Here is an 18765-nt window from a genome sequence, read left to right as displayed (position 1 = left end):
CCTCCTCCAGTTTAAGGTGTGTATTCGTACAGATAATCCTGATTGATCGTGTCGCCTGTATCCTGCACAGCAGGGAACATCGCTTCCGCGACCCGAATCGCCTTGAGCATGCCCTTCGCTTTATTTACCGTCTCCTCATATTCCTTCTCCGGCACCGAATCCCATACGATGCCCGCCCCGGCCTGAACATACGCTTTGCCGCCCCGGAAAATAATCGTCCGGATCGTAATGCAGGAGTCCATATTGCCGGTAAAACCGAGATAGCCGATCGCCCCGGCATAGGCTCCGCGGGCCTCGCGCTCTAGCTCCGCGATAATTTCCATCGCCCGAAGCTTCGGCGCCCCCGATACGGTGCCTGCCGGAAGGCAGGACAGAAATGCGTCAAAGAAATCCTTGTTCTCGCCCAGCGTTCCCGAGACGCCGGACACCATGTGCATCACATGCGAATATTTTTCAATCTCCATAAAGCTGTCGCACTTGACCGAACCGAATTCCGATACCCGGCCCAGATCGTTGCGTCCGAGATCCACAAGCATCAGATGCTCTGCCCGCTCCTTCTCGTCCTGCAGCAGATCCTCAGCCAGCGCCTTGTCCTCGGCTTCGTCGGCTCCCCGCGGCCTCGTTCCTGCAATCGGCCTCGTCTCCACCCGCCGTCCGTCTACCTTGACCAGCGCCTCTGGCGAGGTGCCGACAATGATGTCATCATCCATCTTCAGATAATACATGTACGGCGAAGGATTCATCGCTCTCAGCACACGGTACACATGCAGCGGGGAGACTTCGGTTTCGATGTGGAACCGCTGGGACAGCACCACCTGAAAAATATCCCCGGCCCGAATATATTCCTTGGCCTGTTCTACGTTGGCCATATACCGCTCTTTGCTCATGTTGGACTGAATATCCCCGAGTTCGACATCTGCCGGTATCCCCCGTGAGTTCACATTCTCACTTGGCCCCTGGTCCTGAAGCCGCTCTGCCGTCTGTTCCAGCTTGGCGCATACGTTCCGGTATTCACAGCGAATGTCCTCATCGGTAGCTCCCGGCTTCACATGAACATTGCCGACCAGCAGAATGTGCTGCTTCACATGGTCGAACACGATGATCTGATCACAGAACATGAAGCGGATATCGTCCATGCCGAGATCATCCATTGCGTGTGCCGGCAGCTTCTCGTAATATTGCAGCAGATCATAGCCGAAAAATCCGATCGCCCCGCCCGTAAACGGCGGCATCTCTTTGAGCTGCGGGCTTTTGTAACGGCGAAGCAGCGCCTTGAGCTCTTCCACCGGCTTGCCTTCAAGCTTGCTTCGCTTGCCCTCCATCTCTACCTCGATATGCCCCTTCTTTCCCGAGATCATAAGGAAGGGATCAGTTCCGATAAAGGAGTAGCGAGCCCACCTTACGCCGCCCTCTACACTTTCCAGTAAAAATGCCCGCTTCCGCTCCGCATAACGCTGGAAAATGCGAATCGGGGTTTCCATATCGGCCAGCAGCCGGATCGCTACCGGAATCAGATTGTATGTGCCCGCCATAGAAACCACTTGCTCCATTGATGGACTAGCCATAATAATCCCTCCCTGAACATGATTTAAATGCAAAAAAACCTCTACTGACGTAGAGGTTTGTAAAAGACCAGATAAGTATATGTCTGAAGAGAGCAAGGTTCAACGCGAACACAGCATAACACAAACAAGCCTGTGCACATGCCTGCCGTTACCTCGAAAGCCGCCTGTTGCGTCTTCCTCCGGGCACAGCCTCTCACTCAATCACACTTCCACAGGAAAAAGGTTATACGAATGGTACAACTAACCTACCCGCATGAGCATGTATGAGCAGACGATCGCCCGCAGCATCGGATTCTGAACCTGTTATGAACGTAATTCTTCTCAACTCAGCTCTTCTAAACTCAACTCATCTAAATACGAAACTCTACTCAGCTATTCTGTATCCACTATACAAGAAAAATACGATGGCACGCAACCCCAAATATTTTACGGCTGCACACCCGATTCCGACAAGTCGGGCCGAAGCCGCTTGGCTTCGTTCAAATATACATGCTTGATTTCACTCTGGGACTTCTCTGTATTCACCTGCACCATAAAACGAATACAGCGCGGCAGGCTGCCCTTAACCGGAATTTCCACCGAGCACATCAGCGGCACCAGATCCCATCCCTCAAGCTGGCGGATCGCTTTAGCCGGAAATGCCGCATCGAGATCCTGCGTCATCGTAATCCAAATGTTGCTGATATATTCCGGATGAAGGTCATTGCGCTTGACCATCTCTTCGAGCAGACGAAGCGTCTCCTGCATAATCTCCTGTTCATCGTTCCGGGTCACTGTTGTTGCTCCCCGGATGCCACGGTTCATCATACGCTCTCCCCCTTCAACATTTCAACGACGCAACGAACCGCATCTACCGGCACATCCTTCACAATGCTGACGGCGCCGATGGCCTCTGGCACGATAAATACCATCCGCCCCTCCGTAAACTTCTTGTCATGCTGCATCGCAGCCATGATATCATCGACCGACACGTCGGGCGGTAGCGTCACCGGCAAGTTCAGCGCCTTCAGCATGCTGACCGTCTCCTCATAGATCCCCTTGTCCCGTCCAAGCTTCTCGGCCAGCATCGCCGAGCCGGCCATGCCGATCGAGATCGCTTCGCCGTGCAGAAATCTACCGTAGTCGCCAACAGCTTCAATCGCATGCCCGATCGTGTGGCCGAGATTAAGAATAGCCCTCAGGCCACCCTCACGCTCATCTTTGGAGACAACATCGGCCTTGATCGCACATCCGCGCTCCAGCCCATAGCTCAGCGCCTCCGGATCAAGACGCAGCAGATCTGCGGCATGATCCCGGCACCAGTATGCAAAGTCACGGTCAAGAATGAGCCCGTGCTTCACCATCTCGGACAGGCCGGCCGATATATCGCGCGGCGGCAATGTCAGCAGCGTATTGACATCGTACAGCACCATCACCGGCTGATGGAAGGCGCCGATCATGTTTTTTGCCAGCGGGTGATTGACAGCTACCTTACCCCCGACGCTGCTGTCATGCGCCAGAATGGTCGTCGGAATCTGCACGAAGGTTACGCCGCGCATATATGTAGCTGCAACGAATCCGGCTAAATCGCCAACCACGCCGCCACCGAGAGCGAACACGGCTGAGCTGCGGTCCAGCCCCCCTTGAATCGCCGTTGTCATCACTTCCTCGAACGTCTGCAGCGACTTGGAGGATTCCCCGGCAGGAACGATATGGGAGATGACCGAATAGCCCGCAGCGGCCAGTGTCTCCTCGGCCTGCTGCAAATAATGCGGCGCCACCTTGTCATCGGTCACGATCAGATGTGTGCTGTTACGGTTAATGCCCCGGGCGATGCTCAGCTCTCCGAGCCGCTCCAGCAGCCCTGACCCGATGTAGATCGGGTAAGAGCGCTCGCCGAGCTCTACATGCAGCGTCCTCATCTTAATAATTCTCCAGCTGGGACAGGTAGTTTTCGTAGTTGGCGCGAATTTCCTCCATGGAATCTCCGCCGAATTTCTCAAGAAATGCCTTGGCCACTTCCCAGGTCACGACATGCTCCATCACCACGCTTGCCGCTGGAACCGCGCAGGCATCCGAACGCTCTACCTGGGCCGTGAACGACTCTTTCGTATCAATATCTACGCTTTGCAGCGGCTTGTACAGTGTCGGAATCGGCTTCATGACACCGCGCACGACAATCGGCATGCCGTTGGTCATTCCGCCTTCAAAGCCGCCGAGACGATTCGTGGCACGGTGGTATCCGCGCTCTTTGTTGTACATGATCTCATCATGCACCTGGGAGCCGCGAAGCCGTCCCGCTTCAAAACCGATGCCGACTTCCACCCCTTTGAAGGCGTTGATCGACATCACCCCTTGTGCAATGCGCCCGTCCAGCTTGCGGTCGTACTGGACATGGCTGCCGAGGCCGACGGGCAAGCCTTCAATAATGCATTCCACGATGCCGCCGATGGAGTCGCCTTCCTTTTTAATCTGATCGATATAAGCCTCCATTTTCTTCTCCGTTTCCGGATCGACCACACGCACCGAGGACGCTTCTGTCCGCTCAATCAGCTCATCGATCGGGAGGTTATGGGGCGGGGCCTCGATTTCCCCAATACGGATGACCTGCCCTGCAATTTTGATGCCGAACTGCTCCAGGAACTGTCTCGCGATGGCTCCGCATGCTACCCGCACCGCTGTTTCCCTTGCGCTCGAACGCTCCAGAACATTGCGCAGGTCCTTCAAGTTATATTTCAGGCCGCCGTTCAGATCCGCATGCCCCGGACGAGGGCGAAATACCCGCCGCTTCTCTTCGTCACTGCCCTCAATCGGCTCGACATTCATAATATTGCGCCAATGGGTGAAATCCTTGTTCTCCACCACCAAGGCCACCGGTGCTCCTGTCGTATATCCGTGGCGCACGCCGCCCACAATCTGGGCCGTATCCTTCTCGATCTGCATCCGGCGTCCACGGCCGTAGCCCTTCTGTCTCCGGTGTAATTGAAAATTAAGCGCCTCGAAATCAATGCGCATATTGCTGGGAAGTCCTTCAATAATCGCAGTCAGTTGCGGTCCATGCGTTTCTCCTGCCGTCAAATAGCGTAGGCTCATGATGCTTTTCCCCCTTTAAACTTTTAAGCGTTAAAACGCTAAAATCCGTAAATATCTCCTGATATTATAGTATACGTCGTAAGCTTTGACAAGAAACCTCAGTCTAAATCAAAAGCGCCTCCCATCCGACGGATTGAAAAGCGCTTCTCGTTATTCTAACTTCAAAATCCATGTGCAAAAAGCCGCCGCTTCTTCATGTTCAATCAACATTCTATGTATGATGCCATCGCCAGCACGAGGCTCGCTTCCAACCTATGAAGCCGCGATCGTTTTCTGGTAGAAGAACGTCTCGCTGCTCTCCAAACCGTACTGGATCGAATTGAAAATTTGCTCCGTGCTTCCGACGAACAAAAAGCCCCCCGGCTTCAAGCTCGCTGCAAATTTTGTATACAGCTTGTGCTTAGCCTCTTCCGTAAAATAAATCATTACATTCCGGCAAACGATCAGATCAAAGCCGGAGTCAAAACGGTCTGTCAGCAAATTTTGCTTCTGGAAGTTGACTTCCTTCTTCAGACTGTCACTGAAGCGGTACAGATGACCCTCCTCGGTAAAATAGCGTGAAGCTACAGCCGGCGGCACATCCTTGAGCGATCTTTCCAGATACATGCCTTCCTTCGCTTTGCTCAGCGCCCCGTCATCGATGTCGGTCGCAAGAATGCTCGTCCTGGCGAGCAACCCCTTCTCCGCCAAAATCATCGCCAGCGTATAAGGCTCTTCCCCGGTGGAGCAAGCAGCGCTCCACACTTTCAGCTGCCCGCTGTTGCGGCTCGTTAGTGCCGGCAATATTTTGTCCTGAAGCACTTCCCACCGATTCGGATTGCGCCAAAACTCCGATACGTTGATGGTCATCCGGTCCAGAAACTCATGGAACAACGCCTTGTCCTTCATCATCGCCTCGTAAAAGACGGTAAAGGAATCAAAGCCTTTCTTCATCCGCAGCGTAGTCAGTCTGCGCTTCATCTGCGCTTCCTTGTATTCAGCGAGATTAATGCCCGTGCTGCGCTCGATATTATGGACAAAATCGATATAATCCTTATCTTCTGGTAATGTCACCTGTTCCGTCATCCTATCATTCCCGTGCTTTCATATATTGTTCTATACATGGTCAACGCCGCCTCTTACAGCCACGGAGCCAGCGTCTTCTCATAACGGACCAGCTCATGGGCTTCGAAGAAATTGGCGATTTCCTTCTCCGCGCTCTCCGGCGAATCGGAGCCATGAATGAGATTGTGGGGCGTGTGAGCCGCAAAGTCACCGCGGATCGTGCCCGGCAGCGCTTCCTTCACATTGGTTTTGCCAATGACTTGTCTGGACAGCGCGATAATATCATCGCCTTCCCACACCATCGCAAATACCGGCCCGGACGTTATAAAATCCACCAGGTTGCGATAGAAATCCTTGCCTTCGTGCTCCGCATAATGCCTTCTTGCCTGTTCATCCGAGATTTGCAAAAACTTGCCTGCCACCAGCTTGAAACCCTTGTCCTCCAAACGGCTGATAATGCGCCCGATAAGGCCGCGCTGTACACCGTCAGGCTTTACCATTAGAAAAGTACGTTCCATAGACCTGTCACTCTTCCTCTCTCAATACAGGATCATCTTGTCAGCTGCTTTTGCGATCTATCATGACATGTTGTAACCGTATTTTAACAGAAAGCTTGGTTCGGGTTAAGCCTAATATGAACGTTTTGTTATAAAATGGGCAATCTCTCTCAAATGTTTTTTTGTTTTAATATCAGGCAGCGTATCCAGCGCATCCAGCGCTTTGCGGATATAGCGGTCTGCCAGCGCCTCCGACTTGGCAATGCCAGAACTCGCTCTCACCAGCTGAACTGCCTCCGATACGTCGCATTGGCCGTTCATCGCCTGAATGCGATCCAGCTCTTGCCGCAGCGGCTCGCTCACATGGTGATCGCCAAGGGCGAATATGACCGGAAGGGTGATGTTGCCCTGCCGCATATCGCTTCCCGGCGGTTTGCCGATCTGCTTCTCCGTACCGCACAGATCCAGCAGGTCATCCTGAATCTGAAAAGCCATGCCGACGTTATAGCCGAAACGGTATAGCCCGCTTGCTACCCGTCGGTCAGCATTGGCAGCCAGCGCGCCCAGCTGGCAGCTGATCGCAATCAGCAGGGAGGTTTTGCGGCGGATCCGCAGCAGGTAGCGGCGGATATTCTGCTCGGTGTTGAAGAAATCCCGAATCTGCTCCATCTCGCCAATCGCCATCTCGACCATCGCCTTGGCCAAAATACGGTGAATTTCAGGCTCCTCCAGCTTCGTTGTCAGCTCGAGCGCCCGGCCGTAAATATAGTCCCCGGTATACATCGCGACCCGGTTGTCCCATTTGGCCTTCACCGTCGGCTTGCCGCGCCGGGTCTCCGCATCGTCAATGACATCGTCATGCACCAGGGAAGCGCTGTGAATCAGTTCAAGCGGAACCGCCACAAGCTTCAGCCGCTCGATATCATAGCTCCCGAACTTCCCGCCCATCAGCACGAACACGGGGCGAAGCCGCTTGCCTCCGGCGCGCAGCAGATGAAGAGAGGTCTCGGTCAGCTCGGGGCTGTCTCCTTCCACGCTCAGGTACAGCTCTTTCTCAATAACGTCCATATCCTTCTTGAGTGTTCCGAAAATGTCAAATCGTTTCATTTCTTCACCCGCAAACTCAATTTCTCGTTCCATAGCTCTGGCGTCACTTCATGCTGCAAGAGCCCCAGCTCATGCGCATATTTCAAATATAAACGCAGCCCTTCCTGATGCCGCGCATTAAAATCATAGCACAGGTTCGTAAAGTAATTCGACCAATAGGCGGCTGTCCCTCCGATCCGGTCCACCGCTTCCGCGATAATGGGCGACAGATCCTGCAGGCTTCGCTGCTTGCTGTCCTCGAACATCGCCGCAATCTCCGCCATCCCTTCGGCGTTCCGCTCCACCGCTTCCCGGTTGACGGCCCATACCGCAAAGGTCATGCTGCAACCGGTCAACTCCTTCCACCATTGCCCCAGGTCGGTCACATAATAGTCCTTGCTGTCCCAGGATGCCCGGATGGCATTGTCGCCAATCAGCAAGGCCGCATCCGCGACCTCCAGCATATCCTCAAGCACCGGCTCGGTTGTCATATAGGTGTGCGAACCGCCGTTTAAGGCCATCAAAATCTTCAGCAGATTCACCGAAGTGGCCGAGGTGTTGGTCATGGCAATGGTCGCGTTTGTCAGTTCGTGCAGCGGCTGTCTGGAAAACAGCAGGATCGACTTGACCGGCCCGTCGGCGCTGACAGACAAATCCGGCAGCAGCAGCAGCTTGTCCGCTGCTTCTGCGTAAGCGAAGGATGACAGCGCGCCGATCTGAATCTCTCCCCGGCTCATCCCCCGGTTAAGCTCGGCGGGAACCTTCGTGACCATCTCCGCTTCCGTGGCCAGAAGCTCCGGGTTCACGTAATGAAAAATCGGCCATGCATTGGTGTAGCTGATTTTGCCAATGACGGTTGTTTTGTTCGTCCCCGGCATGTTACTCACCCCATCTTCTATACAATTGATGCTCGATTCTCAAGCTGTCGAGAACTTTGCCCACGAGGAAATGAACCAGATCATCCAAGCTTTGCGGATGAAAATAAAAGGCCGGCATAGCCGGAATAATCTTGACCCCCAGCCTGGCCAGCTTCAGCATGTTCTCCAAATGAATGGCATGGAGCGGCGTTTCCCTCGGAACAAGCACGAGCGGCCGCCCTTCCTTCATCATGACGTCCGCCGCTCTCCCCATCAGGTTGTCCGAAGTGCCGTGCGCGACAGAGGACAGCGTGCCCATCGAGCAAGGCATGATGATCATGCCTTCCACCCGATAGGAGCCGCTGGCAATCGTCGCTCCAATATCACCGATCGGATGATAGGTCAGCGCGTCTTCGTATCCGGCGAACTTCTCGTGCATGACGGCCTCGCGCTGCGAAGCTCCCCATCCCAGTTCCTCAGACAATACACGCCATCCGGCGTTCGTAATGATCAAATCGACATGGTAGCCAAGTGACAGCAGCGTTTCGACCAGTCGCACGCCGTAGATGCTGCCGCTAGCCCCCGTAATACCGACTACCCAGCTTTTTGCGCGAATGTCTTCCATCAGCGATAACGCACCACCAAATCAATCAGAGTAAAAACAAACAGAACGATGCTAAGCGTGCTGTTCATCGTGAAGAACGCGGTCTGCAGCCGGCTCATATCATTCGGCGACAGAATGTAATGCTGATAGAACAGAATGCCGCATGCAATCAGCATACCGATCAAATACCACCAGTTCAGCGGCGTCACAAAAAATAAAACAATGAAGCCAATTGCGGTGATGACGTGGAATCCGCGTGCGAACCAGAGCGCTTTATGAAGACCGAACCGGGACGGGATGGAGTACAGCCCTTCCTTCTTGTCAAAGTCCTGATCCTGACAGGCATAGATTACATCGAAGCCCGCCGTCCAGAAAGCCAGTGCCACGTAGAACAGCAGCGCCTTCCAGTCCACCTGACCGGTAACGGCTACCCAGCCACCGAGCGGGGCCAGCGCGGTCGTGAAACCAAGCACAACATGGCACAGCCAGGTGAAGCGTTTCGTAAACGAATAGATGATCAGCATGAATATCGCAATCGGCAACAGCCGGAACGCAAACGGGTCCAGCATGTAGGTGGCCCAGAAAAATACAGCGAATGATGCAATAATAAATAATATGACTTCATTAGGCTTGAGCAGGCCTGCCGGAATCGCCCGTTTGGCGGTTCGTGGGTTTTTGGCGTCTATTTTCTTGTCGGTGATCCGGTTCAGACCGAAGGCGGCGCTTCTTGCGCCAAACATGGCCAGGAAGATCCATCCGATATCCCCCCAAGACGGAAGGTGGTCGAACACAACTGCAGAGCCAAGGATGGCTCCCATAAATGCGAAAGGCAGAGCAAACAGGGTATGCTCCACTTTGATCATTTCAAGATAAGTTCGTATTTTCTTAAACATCCAGATTCTCCTTGATCCCAATATGTAATGCCGCGATGCCACCGGTCAAGGAAAAGGCCTGAACTTCTTGAAGCCCGGTCTGACGGAAAGCTTCGGCAAGCTCCTCCCTTCCGGGAAACAGCTTGAGCGACTCGGGCAGCCATTTATACTGTTCGTACCGCTTGGCAAACATCTTTCCCAGAAGAGGAAGCAGTTTTTCGAAATAAAAATAATACAGGAATTTAAAAGGCTGCCAGGTTGGCTTGGACAATTCCAGACATACTACCATCCCGCCCGGCTTCACAACCCGCTTCATCTCGCGCAGCACCTGCATGTAGTCCGGCACGTTGCGTAGCCCGAAGCCGATCGTGGCGTAATCGAATTGATTGTCGGCAAAAGGAAGGCTCATCGCATTCCCCTGGACCAGTCGGATATGGTCCTGCAGCCCTTCCTTGACCACCTTGCCACGGCCAACCTCCAGCATGCCCTCGCTAAAATCAAGGCCGACGATTTCGCCGGTTCCGCTTGCCTTGGCCATGCTGATCGTCCAGTCACAAGTGCCGCAGCACAGGTCGATGGCCGTATCACCTTGACGCATGTTCATTCGGTTCATGGTGAACTTGCGCCAGGCTTTATGCCTTCTGAAGCTTAAAATATCGTTCATCATATCGTATTTTCCGGCAATGCTCTCGAATACGGAGTGAACGTATTTCTCCTTCGGGCTTCGCCCGTCATGCTTCACATTAGAAATCTCGTTGTCCACTTGCGTTCCCCCTACCCTTCACTAACGACGGTGCGATATGTGCCGAGACGCTTTAGGAACGGCTCCAGCATAAGTTCAAATTGACCTTCCGGATGACGACCCGGGATCAGCTGCCTCGCCGCCTGGACAGACTCCCTCAGCTTGTCCAGCAGCCGCTCCATCACCTTATGCTTCAGCACCAGCTTTCTCCAGTCCTTGGCATCGCTTTTGTCACCCGTCAGAAGCCTTCGCTCTTCATCGTTGACCTGCTCCAGCAAATACCAGTAGCCATACCCTTGCCTGCCGGTCTCCGGAGAACTGCAGCGATCCATTTCGCGAATGAGGGTCTCGCATTGGCTCACTTGGGTCAGCAAGGCCTTGAAATTATCCTGCACCGCTTCTTCCAGCAGGGATGCAAAAGAAAGGAACAGCTGCATATTCAGCTGCACCATGTGCTTCAAGTATTCCTCTGCCGTCAGCTTCATTTCTCTCATCTTGCTGTACAGATTCATCTTCATCACATTGACATCGCTCACCGCTCTGCCCAGCAGCGAGATGACAGAAATGCTTCCGCTTTGTGCCAGCAGCTGATAGAAGCGACCGCTGAAATAATCGCCTGCCAGCACTTTCAGCTGCAAGGAGCGCATCTGGCTCTCCCCCCGGCTGCCCGTCGTCGCATCGATGCTCTCGTGCGTATCCAGCCCCAGCTGAACCAATGATGTTACGAGGGCATACAACTCCTCCTGATCCGCTGTATTCCGCCCGGAGTTCTTCAAAAATATGTATAGCAAATGAACGCGCGCATCCGGAAAGCTCGGAAGCTGCGTATGATTTTGAATCATATCATAATTCATATATTTCTCTGCCAGTTGGGGTACGCGATACGGTTTCATGCTCAGCCTCCGTGCAACTTGATGTTCTATTATCCGATTAAGCTCTCAATCCAATCTATTATAACACATCATGCAGGCACGTACATGCCTGTTCCTGTACTAATTTACCCGTTTCAGCGGCCTATGAATTGCTTTTCCCACAGATTGGTGACCGTAAGATGCAGCGATGACAAGACCGGCTCCGGAATCCTGCCATCTTCCAAATTCAGCAGCGCCTCCTCGTAAGAGGTCTGCCACTCCGATCTTCTCATGTCCGAGGCCAGCAGCAAATACCGCTTGCCGCCCCAGCGGTCGACGGCCATGACGCGAAGGAAGAGCTGTTCGACATTGTCGGTGCCCTCAAAGCTATAAGAGAACAGGCTGGTGACATCCTCATAGATATCCCGGACAGCAACATTGCGTTCAGGCATCTGCAAATCGACCATCAGCGCCCCGCCATCCCAGTCAGCACGACTGATCTTCAAATGGAGCGGCACGCTCGATAATGCGTCCACCAGAATCTCATCGCTCATATTGCGGACATGACGCGGGAAGAAAGCGGGCGCAGCCCCGGAGTCGGCACGCACGGATGTAAACAGTCCCAGTAATAGTATCAGCAGCAGCATCGCAGCTGAGGCCGGCAGCACAACAGCCTGAACGGACTTCCAATATTTCATGAAACTCCCTCCTCTGCTTTAGTTTCCTCAAGCCTGGCAAGCTCCATACCTCATTGTACAATTAAAAAAAGCAGGCTATGCCTGCTTTTTACGCAAGTTCCATCCGTATTCAGTTCAGAACAATGTGGGGGATGTCCAGGCCACGGTGACCGCCAGCGCGACAATCCTCGCCACATTCATAAACACAAAGTTTTGCACCGCGATCACAAATGTTCTCTTCTTGGAGGGATCGGCCGTGAATATGGCGCTTTTCTTGTATACCGGGGCGAGGGTGATCAACACCAGCATAATTAACACGGGATGCACCTTCATCAGAAGAAGGGCTGCAAGGTCCAGATAGGCAAGGAAATACAGCAGCCGGAACAGCTTCAATGACGGCCGGAACCCGATATATACAGGCAGTGTATACCGCTTGTTCTCCAGATCCTCCTCCATATCGCATATGTTGTTGGCCAGCATGATGTTGGCAATCCCGAGGATGGCCGGCATCGAGACAACGAGCAGCAGCAGTACCTCCGGAAGATTTACCTGAAGGGACAGCACGCCGCCATGCAGCGCCAGTACTGCGAGATGGCTGTCCGCCACATGAATCCAGGTCGAAATAAAGATGATGACAAATCCCATAAACAGCCCGGAGAACAGTTCGCCAAGCGGCATGCGCGAGATCGGGATAGGCCCGAACGAATACAATATCCCAACGGCAAAAGACATTCCGCCCAGCAGCAGGATCAGCCAGCCCGTGGACAAGAAAAGGAGAACTCCCGCCCCGACAGCGGTCAGGATCAGCACGAGGATAACGGACACGACCGCCGGCTCCTTCATGTTATAACGGACGATGGCATTGTGTTCTTCGTAACCGAAGCCATGCTTTTTAATCGCCTTTTTGTAATCGTAATAGTTGTTCAGCGCCGTTGTTGCCATATCAAACGACAGCAGTGAGACAAGCATCAGTGCAAAATGGTATCCGTCGAACTGTTGAAACCGAAACAGGGCGTACAACGTTCCGAACAGAAATGGTATCATGCTGGCAACCTTCGTCGGTATCTCCACCAGTTTGATAAAAGCCCGGATTCCCATACCCATCATCCTTTATCCCTTTGATCTGATTTCAGATTACAGGATTTCAGGGCCGTCGTCTGTTCGAATTGTACTTGACAAATTCGTTTGTAAAAGTGATGAATGTTACTTTTAGAGTGAGAACAGTCTTATTCAGCAGTACCTAAGAGCCTCTTCTGCGGCTCCAAGGCGTACCCAGCAGCGGCAGCGCCCAGCGGTCGAGTCCATACCACCCTGCTACTTTCCAGGCCAGGACCAGCCATGTAGCCAATATAAACAGTAATGGATTGGTGCTTACCGTACCTGCGAATAAAAAGCTGGCATTCATTAAGCCGCCGAAAAATGCGGCAATTCCGGTCAGCAATCCAAGAATAAGCCCGAGTCCGACCAGCACCTCGCCGTAGACGACCATATACGAAAAGAGCTTGGCATTCGGAAGCACAAATCCTTCGAGAAAGGAAGCATACCATCCGGTAACGTCCTTCCCTTCTTCCGCCTTCGCCAGCGCGCCCCCGACAAATCCCCGGATCGCCGCGCCAGCTTCGCTTCCCGTCCAGGCATCTGCCGTCAGTTTGCCGAGGCCTGACGACAGCCAGGCGTAACCGAGATACAGTCTTACAAAGAGCCAGATCCAAGCGGAACGCGTGCTGCTGAACAGAAACAGGGATACCGGATTTTCGGGGACAACAACATACTGGCCTTCTCTGAATGGTTTTGCCATGATATGATCAAACATCCTCTCGTATTTTTATTCATTTGTGCTAGTATAGTCAACTCCGGCCAATCCATCAAGAGTACCTTTAACAAAGGGTTAACACCTATTCCTATTGTAGAAACACTGTAACGCAAAAAAAGCCCCGCCAATCCGGCGGGACTTGAAACGCAATATGGAAATCAGGAGCCGGATTCAATCTTGCCGTGCTTCGTTACAATTTCGGCTTTGCCGCGTATTTTGACCGCGGACGTATGATCCGTGAACTGGGCGATGATGACCTCGCCTTTGTCCAGCTTCTCCGTATGATGAAAGCGGGTATCCTGACCGCGCGTAAGGCCGATGACCTGCACGCCATGATCCAGCGCTTTGACGATAAAATATTCCCCGTTCTGCACATTTTCCATGATCGAGACCTCCTCGCCTCAAGCTAAAAGAAAAGGCCGTGAACGTATTCACGACCCTCTGCTGTAGGTAATATGTAGAAATCTTTATTTGATTCCATCTTTGAGCGCTTTACCAGGTTTAAATGCAGGAATTTTGCTCGCAGGGATTTCGATTTCTTCACCTGTTTGCGGGTTACGGCCCTTGCGTGCGGAACGCTCGCGAACCTCGAAGTTGCCGAAACCTACCAATTGTACTTTATCACCGTTCTGCAGAGCTTCAGAGATCGCGTCGAATACAGCGTCAACTGCTTTCGTTGCATCCTTCTTGGACAGCTCTGTAGCTTCAGCTACCTGTGCAATCAGATCAGATTTATTCATTGTCTTTCACCTCCCTAGCAGGAATGTGCTCTACTTGCTATTCACTGTTTCCGTTTTGCCGCAAAATATACGTACAATCGGGTATTTTACCCGTATCCACGCGATAAAATGCTTGACGCGGAACAAACTTATAGTAATACAGCCATCTCATAATTTCAAGCGCTTTTCCTTCATGAACCGACCTGAAAATGAAAAAACAACCGTAATAGGTATATTGACCCATTCACGGTTGTCCTTAACTTTTCTTATTAAATTGAGTCTACAGGATGATGGCAATCAGGCCGCCAGAGCCCTCATTGATGATACGACCCAGTGTTTCCTGCAGTTTGTAGCGAGCGTTATCCGGCATCATGGCGATTTTGCCCTGGATGCCTTCCCGCACGATGGAGTGCAGAGAGCGACCGAAAATATCGGATTCCCAAATCTTGATCGGATCGTTCTCAAAGTCTTGCATCAGGTAGCGGACAAGCTCTTCACTTTGCTTCTCGGTGCCGATGATCGGGGAGAATTCGGACTCCACATCGACCCGGATCATATGGATGGAAGGCGCTGTCGCCTTCAGCCGGACGCCGAAGCGGGTACCCTGCCGGATCAGCTCCGGCTCGTCAAGCGCCATCTCGGCCAGCGACGGAGCAGCGATGCCATAACCGGTCGTTTTGACCATCTCCAGCGCTTCGGCGAAGCGGTCATACTCTCGCTTGGCATGGGAGAAATCCTGCATCAGTTGAAGCAGATGATCCTTGCCCCGGATCTCCACACCAACGACTTCCATCAGAATGCGATCATACAATTCGTCCGGTGCAAAGAGGTCGATCTCCGCCACGCCTTGCCCCATATTCATGCCGCTTAGACCGGCGCGGTCGATAAAGTCATACTCCATGAACTGATTGACTACCCGATCCACATCGCGCAGGCGCCGGATATCCTTCACCGTATCACGTACCGAGTTCTCGTAGTTGCTGCGCAGCCAGTGATTTTCATTAAGCACCATCACCCAGCTCGGCAGGTTCACATTCACTTCATGCACAGGGAATTCATATAATACTTCACGGAGCACGCCGGTAACATCCTCTTCGGTCATCGATGCTGCGCTCAAGGTCATGACCGGAATGTCATACTTCTCAGCCAGTTCGCTGCGCAGCTGCAGTGCTTCCTCGCTCCGCGGGCGGGTGGAGTTGATCACCACCACAAACGGCTTTCCGACTTCCTTCAGCTCCTCGATGACACGCTCTTCGGCTTCTACATACGAGCTGCGCGGAATCTCGGCAATCGAGCCGTCTGTCGTCACGACAACGCCGAGCGTGGAGTGCTCCTGAATCACTTTGCGCGTACCGATCTCAGCCGCTTCCTGGAATGGAATCGGCTCTTCAAACCATGGCGTGGATATCATTCTCGGGCCATTTTCATCTTCATAGCCCTTGGCTCCTTCCACGGCATAGCCTACACAGTCCACAAGGCGAACATTGACCTCAAGCCCCTCTGTTACTTTGATCTGCACCGCGTTGTTCGGCACAAATTTCGGTTCGGTTGTCATAATCGTTTTCCCGGCTGCGCTTTGCGGCAGCTCATCGACTGCTCTAACACGATCAGCCTCGTTCGTAATATTCGGGAGAACGACCGTTTCCATAAACCGCTTAATAAACGTTGATTTTCCCGTACGGACAGCGCCAACGACACCCAAGTAAATGTCCCCTCCGGTTCGTTCGGCAATGTCCTTAAAAATGTCCACTTTTTCCAAGAGAGATCCCCTCCTCAAATTACTCCGAAGGAAAAATGCTTTAAGAGCATCCGCTTCGTGTTCCACTCATAGCAAAGTCATTGCAACAGATGAGCAGCCTTTACAATGTCGCCAGCAGTCCGCCGCCGGTATCCGGTAGATTGTAAATGGAAACGGCAAAGCGGCGTAACTCGTACATGCATTTGGACTAGTAACATCATATGTACCGGGTTTGAAAATATGACGGTTGCCCGAATGTCATTCGTCCTAATTTTTTGCTGCATGATCGCCCGGGCAACCGGCTAGCGCCCGCACAATTCTTTCCTCGATAAACTTATGCGCGGAAATTGATAGATATTCCTCTGCACGGAAAAATCATATGTGGAAAATTGATAGGTTTGCCCTGCTGAGACCCAAATTTCATCCAAACAAAAAAAGACGATACAAGGTAGCTCACCTTGCATCGTCGCTGCTTCAGTTAAGAGATATGATGCGTTTTCAGGAATACAGGCCTTGCGCCTATTCAGCCGGCTGAGCTTGCGGGGCGCCGTTGATCCAGCGGTAAGGCACAGACTTGACCGGCACGTAGAAGGACGCCTTTTCCAGGTAGATCCGCAAATCCTCATCCTCTGCCGGTGTAATGTCATCCTTCTGCAATGCCTGCATGATGTCAAACGCATAATCCGCGTACACTGTGCCTGCTTCGTCCATGATATAGCTCATGTCCTGACCGGAATACACACTTCGAAGTTCGGTCGAGCGGGCATCAATTTTCGAAACGTCCACTGTCCAGTAGCCCGGATAAAGCTCCTCTCCTGCCGGAAGCTCGCCGAGCTGGGTCATGTAGCGATTTACAGACATCTGTACATCATTTACTTTCTGTACGGTGCCCAGATCCATGACTTTGACCGTTGGCTCCGTCTCTTCGTTGATGATCAGAAAATAAGCGCTGCCGCCTTTCTCGAAGGCGGTTGCCGGAATGTCGTCAATGTAGCCCGTGTTCTTCAACTGCTCCAGGTTAATTCTGAATTTCTCATAGCGGGGAATTTCAGGCCCTGCCGTTATGATCGGCAGCACACCCTCTTGTTGATAATAATCATCCACGGCTGCCTGCAAATTTCTTACGCTCTCCACATAGGATACCCTGTTGTTCTGTGCCTGATTGTCGGGATATAAACAGCCGCTAAGAATCGCGGACAACAGCACCAGGATCGCCGCGGCCGGAAGCGTTCTGCCCGCTTTGACAGCTTTGGTCATCCAAGTGATTTTCTTCAACGTTACATCATCCTTCTCTATAAAATATAGAACGGGAACTAGATCCAATCATCGGATTCCCGTTGTTTTGCAGCTTCGAGCTGTTTGCGAACCGCTGCCTTGAGCGGGTCTTCGGGAACGACCACCGTGAGCGGTCCGGTCACCTTCGTCTGGCAAGATAACCGGCTGCCCCGCTCCAGCAAGGCCGCTCCGAGCTTGCGTCGCTCCTTGTCTTCAGGAGGCAAGCAGTTCGCACGTTCGCTCTCCTCAATCGTCACCTTGCACATCAGACATCCCGCCTTGCCTCCGCAGCGTGTCGGGATGCGCACGCCTGCCTTTTTGGCGGCATCGAGCACCGTGGTATAAGGTCTGACGGTTATGGTTTTGCCATCAGGCAGAAACGTAATCTCGTAACTCAACGTGACTCGCGCCCTTTCATGTACGGAAATCCTATGTAGTCGGCTGCCTCAACAGCCGTTCCTCCCGCAAAGCTATCGCCCCTAACTTGTCAGCTCTCGTATGAGGGCCACGTGCCCGGCATGAAATGTATAGCTGCCCATCATCCGTTCCAGGATGCCCCGATGGGCTTCCGGCTGAAGCCGGATTGACTCCGATATCGCGAGATACCGGTCCGGCCTGTCTCGAAGGACGTTAAAGACAAGCTCATGCGCCAGCGGCATTAAATGGACGCTGTGCCCGTTTATAACCGTTGCTGGAGCTGCCGGATACAGAAGGTTGTCAATCTCGGTCGTATAGACAGAGCCACCCACACGGATCTTGAAGCCCCCGATCAGCTCAAGCGGAATCTCGTTCACCTCATAGTGACCCCGTATCGACAGGTACATCTCCTCTTCATCCACGGCAGGCTTGTCCAGCGTATGGTCACTAAGCACATCATGAAGCTTGCCAATCCCCTCTGCATCGGCATATACATCCATATCCCGAGGCGGTCTGTCCAGTGTTACGCCTTGCAGCAGCAGGCCACAGCTGCCTCCGAGCAGCCAGTTCGGACCCGCTTGGTTCAGCTGCCGGGTAACGATGCTCAGCGCCTCGCTCAGCTCTGGCTGAATATCGTTTATTGTCATGCTACACCTCTTCCGCTTGAAGCTAGCCTCATCGCAGGATATGATCACCCATCCTGTCTAAATGATAGAAGCAAGTCCCAATATAAAGCCGATGATCATCATCATGAACGCCGCAACCGACAGAATTCCCCGAATAAAGCCTTTGGTTTTCGTTCGTGCAAGCGTAACCACGACAACGGATAGAGCCATAATCAATAAAGCGACAAGGGATAGCCACATCTTTTGCATCGGATCCATGTCACAAACTCTCCCATCTCTGTTCAAAATGATTCAACCTATTATAGCATGA

Annotated in this window: 22 protein-coding genes; all 22 read right to left on the bottom strand. The window is 52.8% G+C overall.

Features of this window, described 5'->3' with window-relative positions:
- Positions 1 to 11: 11 nt before the first annotated feature.
- Positions 12 to 1565 carry an anthranilate synthase component I gene (gene trpE / locus CHH75_RS10095; RefSeq protein WP_095398063.1) on the bottom strand — a complete coding sequence of 518 codons (1554 nt, stop codon included), beginning with the start codon at positions 1563 to 1565 and terminating at the stop codon, positions 12 to 14.
- 426 nt (positions 1566 to 1991) lie between these two features.
- Positions 1992 to 2372 (bottom strand): chorismate mutase, encoded by a 381-nt coding sequence (gene aroH, locus CHH75_RS10090; RefSeq protein WP_095263519.1) that lies wholly within the window; start codon positions 2370 to 2372, stop codon positions 1992 to 1994.
- The gene (aroB, locus tag CHH75_RS10085) at positions 2369 to 3466 is read right to left on the bottom strand and encodes a 3-dehydroquinate synthase (protein ID WP_095263518.1); all 1098 of its coding nucleotides are present in this window, start codon (positions 3464 to 3466) and stop codon (positions 2369 to 2371) included. The genes aroH and aroB overlap by 4 nt, the downstream gene beginning before the upstream one ends.
- Position 3467: 1 nt before the next feature.
- A complete protein-coding gene (gene aroC / locus CHH75_RS10080; protein ID WP_095263517.1) occupies positions 3468 to 4637 on the bottom strand; it encodes a chorismate synthase in 1170 nt (389 codons plus the stop codon).
- A 252-nt stretch (positions 4638 to 4889) separates the two neighbouring features.
- The gene (locus tag CHH75_RS10075; protein WP_095263516.1) at positions 4890 to 5702 is read right to left on the bottom strand and encodes a CheR family methyltransferase; all 813 of its coding nucleotides are present in this window, start codon (positions 5700 to 5702) and stop codon (positions 4890 to 4892) included.
- A gap of 53 nt (positions 5703 to 5755) precedes the next feature.
- The gene (gene ndk / locus CHH75_RS10070) at positions 5756 to 6199 is read right to left on the bottom strand and encodes a nucleoside-diphosphate kinase (RefSeq protein ID WP_095398062.1); all 444 of its coding nucleotides are present in this window, start codon (positions 6197 to 6199) and stop codon (positions 5756 to 5758) included.
- A 111-nt stretch (positions 6200 to 6310) separates the two neighbouring features.
- Positions 6311 to 7285, bottom strand: coding sequence for a polyprenyl synthetase family protein (locus tag CHH75_RS10065; RefSeq protein WP_095398107.1), 975 nt, complete (start codon positions 7283 to 7285; stop codon positions 6311 to 6313).
- Positions 7282 to 8142, bottom strand: coding sequence for a menaquinone biosynthesis protein (locus tag CHH75_RS10060; RefSeq protein WP_095263513.1), 861 nt, complete (start codon positions 8140 to 8142; stop codon positions 7282 to 7284). Before CHH75_RS10060 ends, CHH75_RS10065 begins: the two co-directional genes overlap by 4 nt.
- A gap of 1 nt (position 8143) precedes the next feature.
- Positions 8144 to 8746 (bottom strand): UbiX family flavin prenyltransferase, encoded by a 603-nt coding sequence (locus CHH75_RS10055; RefSeq protein ID WP_095398061.1) that lies wholly within the window; start codon positions 8744 to 8746, stop codon positions 8144 to 8146.
- A complete protein-coding gene (locus CHH75_RS10050) occupies positions 8746 to 9618 on the bottom strand; it encodes a UbiA-like polyprenyltransferase (RefSeq protein WP_095263511.1) in 873 nt (290 codons plus the stop codon). Before CHH75_RS10050 ends, CHH75_RS10055 begins: the two co-directional genes overlap by 1 nt.
- Positions 9611 to 10360 carry a demethylmenaquinone methyltransferase gene (locus CHH75_RS10045; protein ID WP_095398060.1) on the bottom strand — a complete coding sequence of 250 codons (750 nt, stop codon included), beginning with the start codon at positions 10358 to 10360 and terminating at the stop codon, positions 9611 to 9613. Before CHH75_RS10045 ends, CHH75_RS10050 begins: the two co-directional genes overlap by 8 nt.
- 11 nt (positions 10361 to 10371) lie before the next feature.
- On the bottom strand, positions 10372 to 11232 hold the full coding sequence (locus CHH75_RS10040) for a heptaprenyl diphosphate synthase component 1 (protein ID WP_095263509.1): 861 nt from the start codon (positions 11230 to 11232) through the stop codon (positions 10372 to 10374).
- Between the two features lie 113 nt (positions 11233 to 11345).
- Positions 11346 to 11888 carry a hypothetical protein gene (locus CHH75_RS10035; protein ID WP_095263508.1) on the bottom strand — a complete coding sequence of 181 codons (543 nt, stop codon included), beginning with the start codon at positions 11886 to 11888 and terminating at the stop codon, positions 11346 to 11348.
- A 114-nt stretch (positions 11889 to 12002) separates the two neighbouring features.
- Positions 12003 to 12965 carry a 1,4-dihydroxy-2-naphthoate polyprenyltransferase gene (locus CHH75_RS10030; protein WP_095398059.1) on the bottom strand — a complete coding sequence of 321 codons (963 nt, stop codon included), beginning with the start codon at positions 12963 to 12965 and terminating at the stop codon, positions 12003 to 12005.
- Positions 12966 to 13107: 142 nt separating this feature from the next.
- Positions 13108 to 13665: a DoxX family membrane protein gene (locus CHH75_RS10025; protein WP_095398058.1), complete on the bottom strand. Its 558-nt coding sequence runs from the start codon at positions 13663 to 13665 to the stop codon at positions 13108 to 13110.
- Between the two features lie 173 nt (positions 13666 to 13838).
- The gene (mtrB, locus tag CHH75_RS10020) at positions 13839 to 14063 is read right to left on the bottom strand and encodes a trp RNA-binding attenuation protein MtrB (RefSeq protein WP_095263505.1); all 225 of its coding nucleotides are present in this window, start codon (positions 14061 to 14063) and stop codon (positions 13839 to 13841) included.
- A gap of 84 nt (positions 14064 to 14147) precedes the next feature.
- Entirely contained in the window at positions 14148 to 14420 is a 273-nt protein-coding gene (locus CHH75_RS10015; RefSeq protein ID WP_095263504.1) for an HU family DNA-binding protein, read from the bottom strand.
- 259 nt (positions 14421 to 14679) lie between these two features.
- Positions 14680 to 16158, bottom strand: a complete 1479-nt coding sequence (spoIVA, locus tag CHH75_RS10010; RefSeq protein WP_095263503.1) for a stage IV sporulation protein A — start codon at positions 16156 to 16158, stop codon at positions 14680 to 14682.
- 498 nt (positions 16159 to 16656) lie between these two features.
- Positions 16657 to 17412, bottom strand: coding sequence for a DUF3939 domain-containing protein (locus CHH75_RS10005; RefSeq protein WP_230875560.1), 756 nt, complete (start codon positions 17410 to 17412; stop codon positions 16657 to 16659).
- 38 nt (positions 17413 to 17450) lie between these two features.
- Complete coding sequence (locus CHH75_RS10000; protein ID WP_095263502.1) at positions 17451 to 17810, bottom strand: 2Fe-2S iron-sulfur cluster-binding protein; 360 nt, start codon at positions 17808 to 17810, stop codon at positions 17451 to 17453.
- Positions 17811 to 17891: 81 nt separating this feature from the next.
- Positions 17892 to 18476, bottom strand: coding sequence for a nucleotidyltransferase domain-containing protein (locus CHH75_RS09995; RefSeq protein ID WP_095398057.1), 585 nt, complete (start codon positions 18474 to 18476; stop codon positions 17892 to 17894).
- Positions 18477 to 18533: 57 nt separating this feature from the next.
- Positions 18534 to 18713, bottom strand: a complete 180-nt coding sequence (locus CHH75_RS09990) for a DUF2768 family protein (RefSeq protein ID WP_095263500.1) — start codon at positions 18711 to 18713, stop codon at positions 18534 to 18536.
- Between the last annotated feature and the right edge of the window lie 52 nt (positions 18714 to 18765).

It is taken from the genome of Paenibacillus sp. 7541 (assembly GCF_002276395.1).
In the GTDB taxonomy this organism is placed as follows: Bacteria; Bacillota; Bacilli; order Paenibacillales; family Paenibacillaceae; genus Paenibacillus_AQ; species Paenibacillus_AQ campinasensis.
This window is presented reverse-complemented; position numbering and strand designations above follow the sequence as displayed.

Coding starts and splice junctions, on each gene's coding strand:
- ndk (WP_095398062.1), bottom strand. CDS start 6,199: ATGGAACGTACTTTTCTAATGGTAAAGCCTGACGGTGTACAGCGCGGC.
- CHH75_RS10030 (WP_095398059.1), bottom strand. CDS start 12,965: ATGGGAATCCGGGCTTTTATCAAACTGGTGGAGATACCGACGAAGGTT.
- mtrB (WP_095263505.1), bottom strand. CDS start 14,063: ATGGAAAATGTGCAGAACGGGGAATATTTTATCGTCAAAGCGCTGGAT.
- aroH (WP_095263519.1), bottom strand. CDS start 2,372: ATGATGAACCGTGGCATCCGGGGAGCAACAACAGTGACCCGGAACGAT.
- CHH75_RS09990 (WP_095263500.1), bottom strand. CDS start 18,713: ATGGATCCGATGCAAAAGATGTGGCTATCCCTTGTCGCTTTATTGATT.
- CHH75_RS10075 (WP_095263516.1), bottom strand. CDS start 5,702: ATGACGGAACAGGTGACATTACCAGAAGATAAGGATTATATCGATTTT.
- aroB (WP_095263518.1), bottom strand. CDS start 3,466: ATGAGGACGCTGCATGTAGAGCTCGGCGAGCGCTCTTACCCGATCTAC.
- CHH75_RS10015 (WP_095263504.1), bottom strand. CDS start 14,420: ATGAATAAATCTGATCTGATTGCACAGGTAGCTGAAGCTACAGAGCTG.
- aroC (WP_095263517.1), bottom strand. CDS start 4,637: ATGAGCCTACGCTATTTGACGGCAGGAGAAACGCATGGACCGCAACTG.
- CHH75_RS10065 (WP_095398107.1), bottom strand. CDS start 7,285: ATGAAACGATTTGACATTTTCGGAACACTCAAGAAGGATATGGACGTT.
- CHH75_RS10055 (WP_095398061.1), bottom strand. CDS start 8,746: ATGGAAGACATTCGCGCAAAAAGCTGGGTAGTCGGTATTACGGGGGCT.
- CHH75_RS10025 (WP_095398058.1), bottom strand. CDS start 13,665: ATGGCAAAACCATTCAGAGAAGGCCAGTATGTTGTTGTCCCCGAAAAT.
- CHH75_RS09995 (WP_095398057.1), bottom strand. CDS start 18,476: ATGACAATAAACGATATTCAGCCAGAGCTGAGCGAGGCGCTGAGCATC.
- CHH75_RS10035 (WP_095263508.1), bottom strand. CDS start 11,888: ATGAAATATTGGAAGTCCGTTCAGGCTGTTGTGCTGCCGGCCTCAGCT.
- trpE (WP_095398063.1), bottom strand. CDS start 1,565: ATGGCTAGTCCATCAATGGAGCAAGTGGTTTCTATGGCGGGCACATAC.
- CHH75_RS10060 (WP_095263513.1), bottom strand. CDS start 8,142: ATGCCGGGGACGAACAAAACAACCGTCATTGGCAAAATCAGCTACACC.
- CHH75_RS10040 (WP_095263509.1), bottom strand. CDS start 11,232: ATGAAACCGTATCGCGTACCCCAACTGGCAGAGAAATATATGAATTAT.
- CHH75_RS10050 (WP_095263511.1), bottom strand. CDS start 9,618: ATGTTTAAGAAAATACGAACTTATCTTGAAATGATCAAAGTGGAGCAT.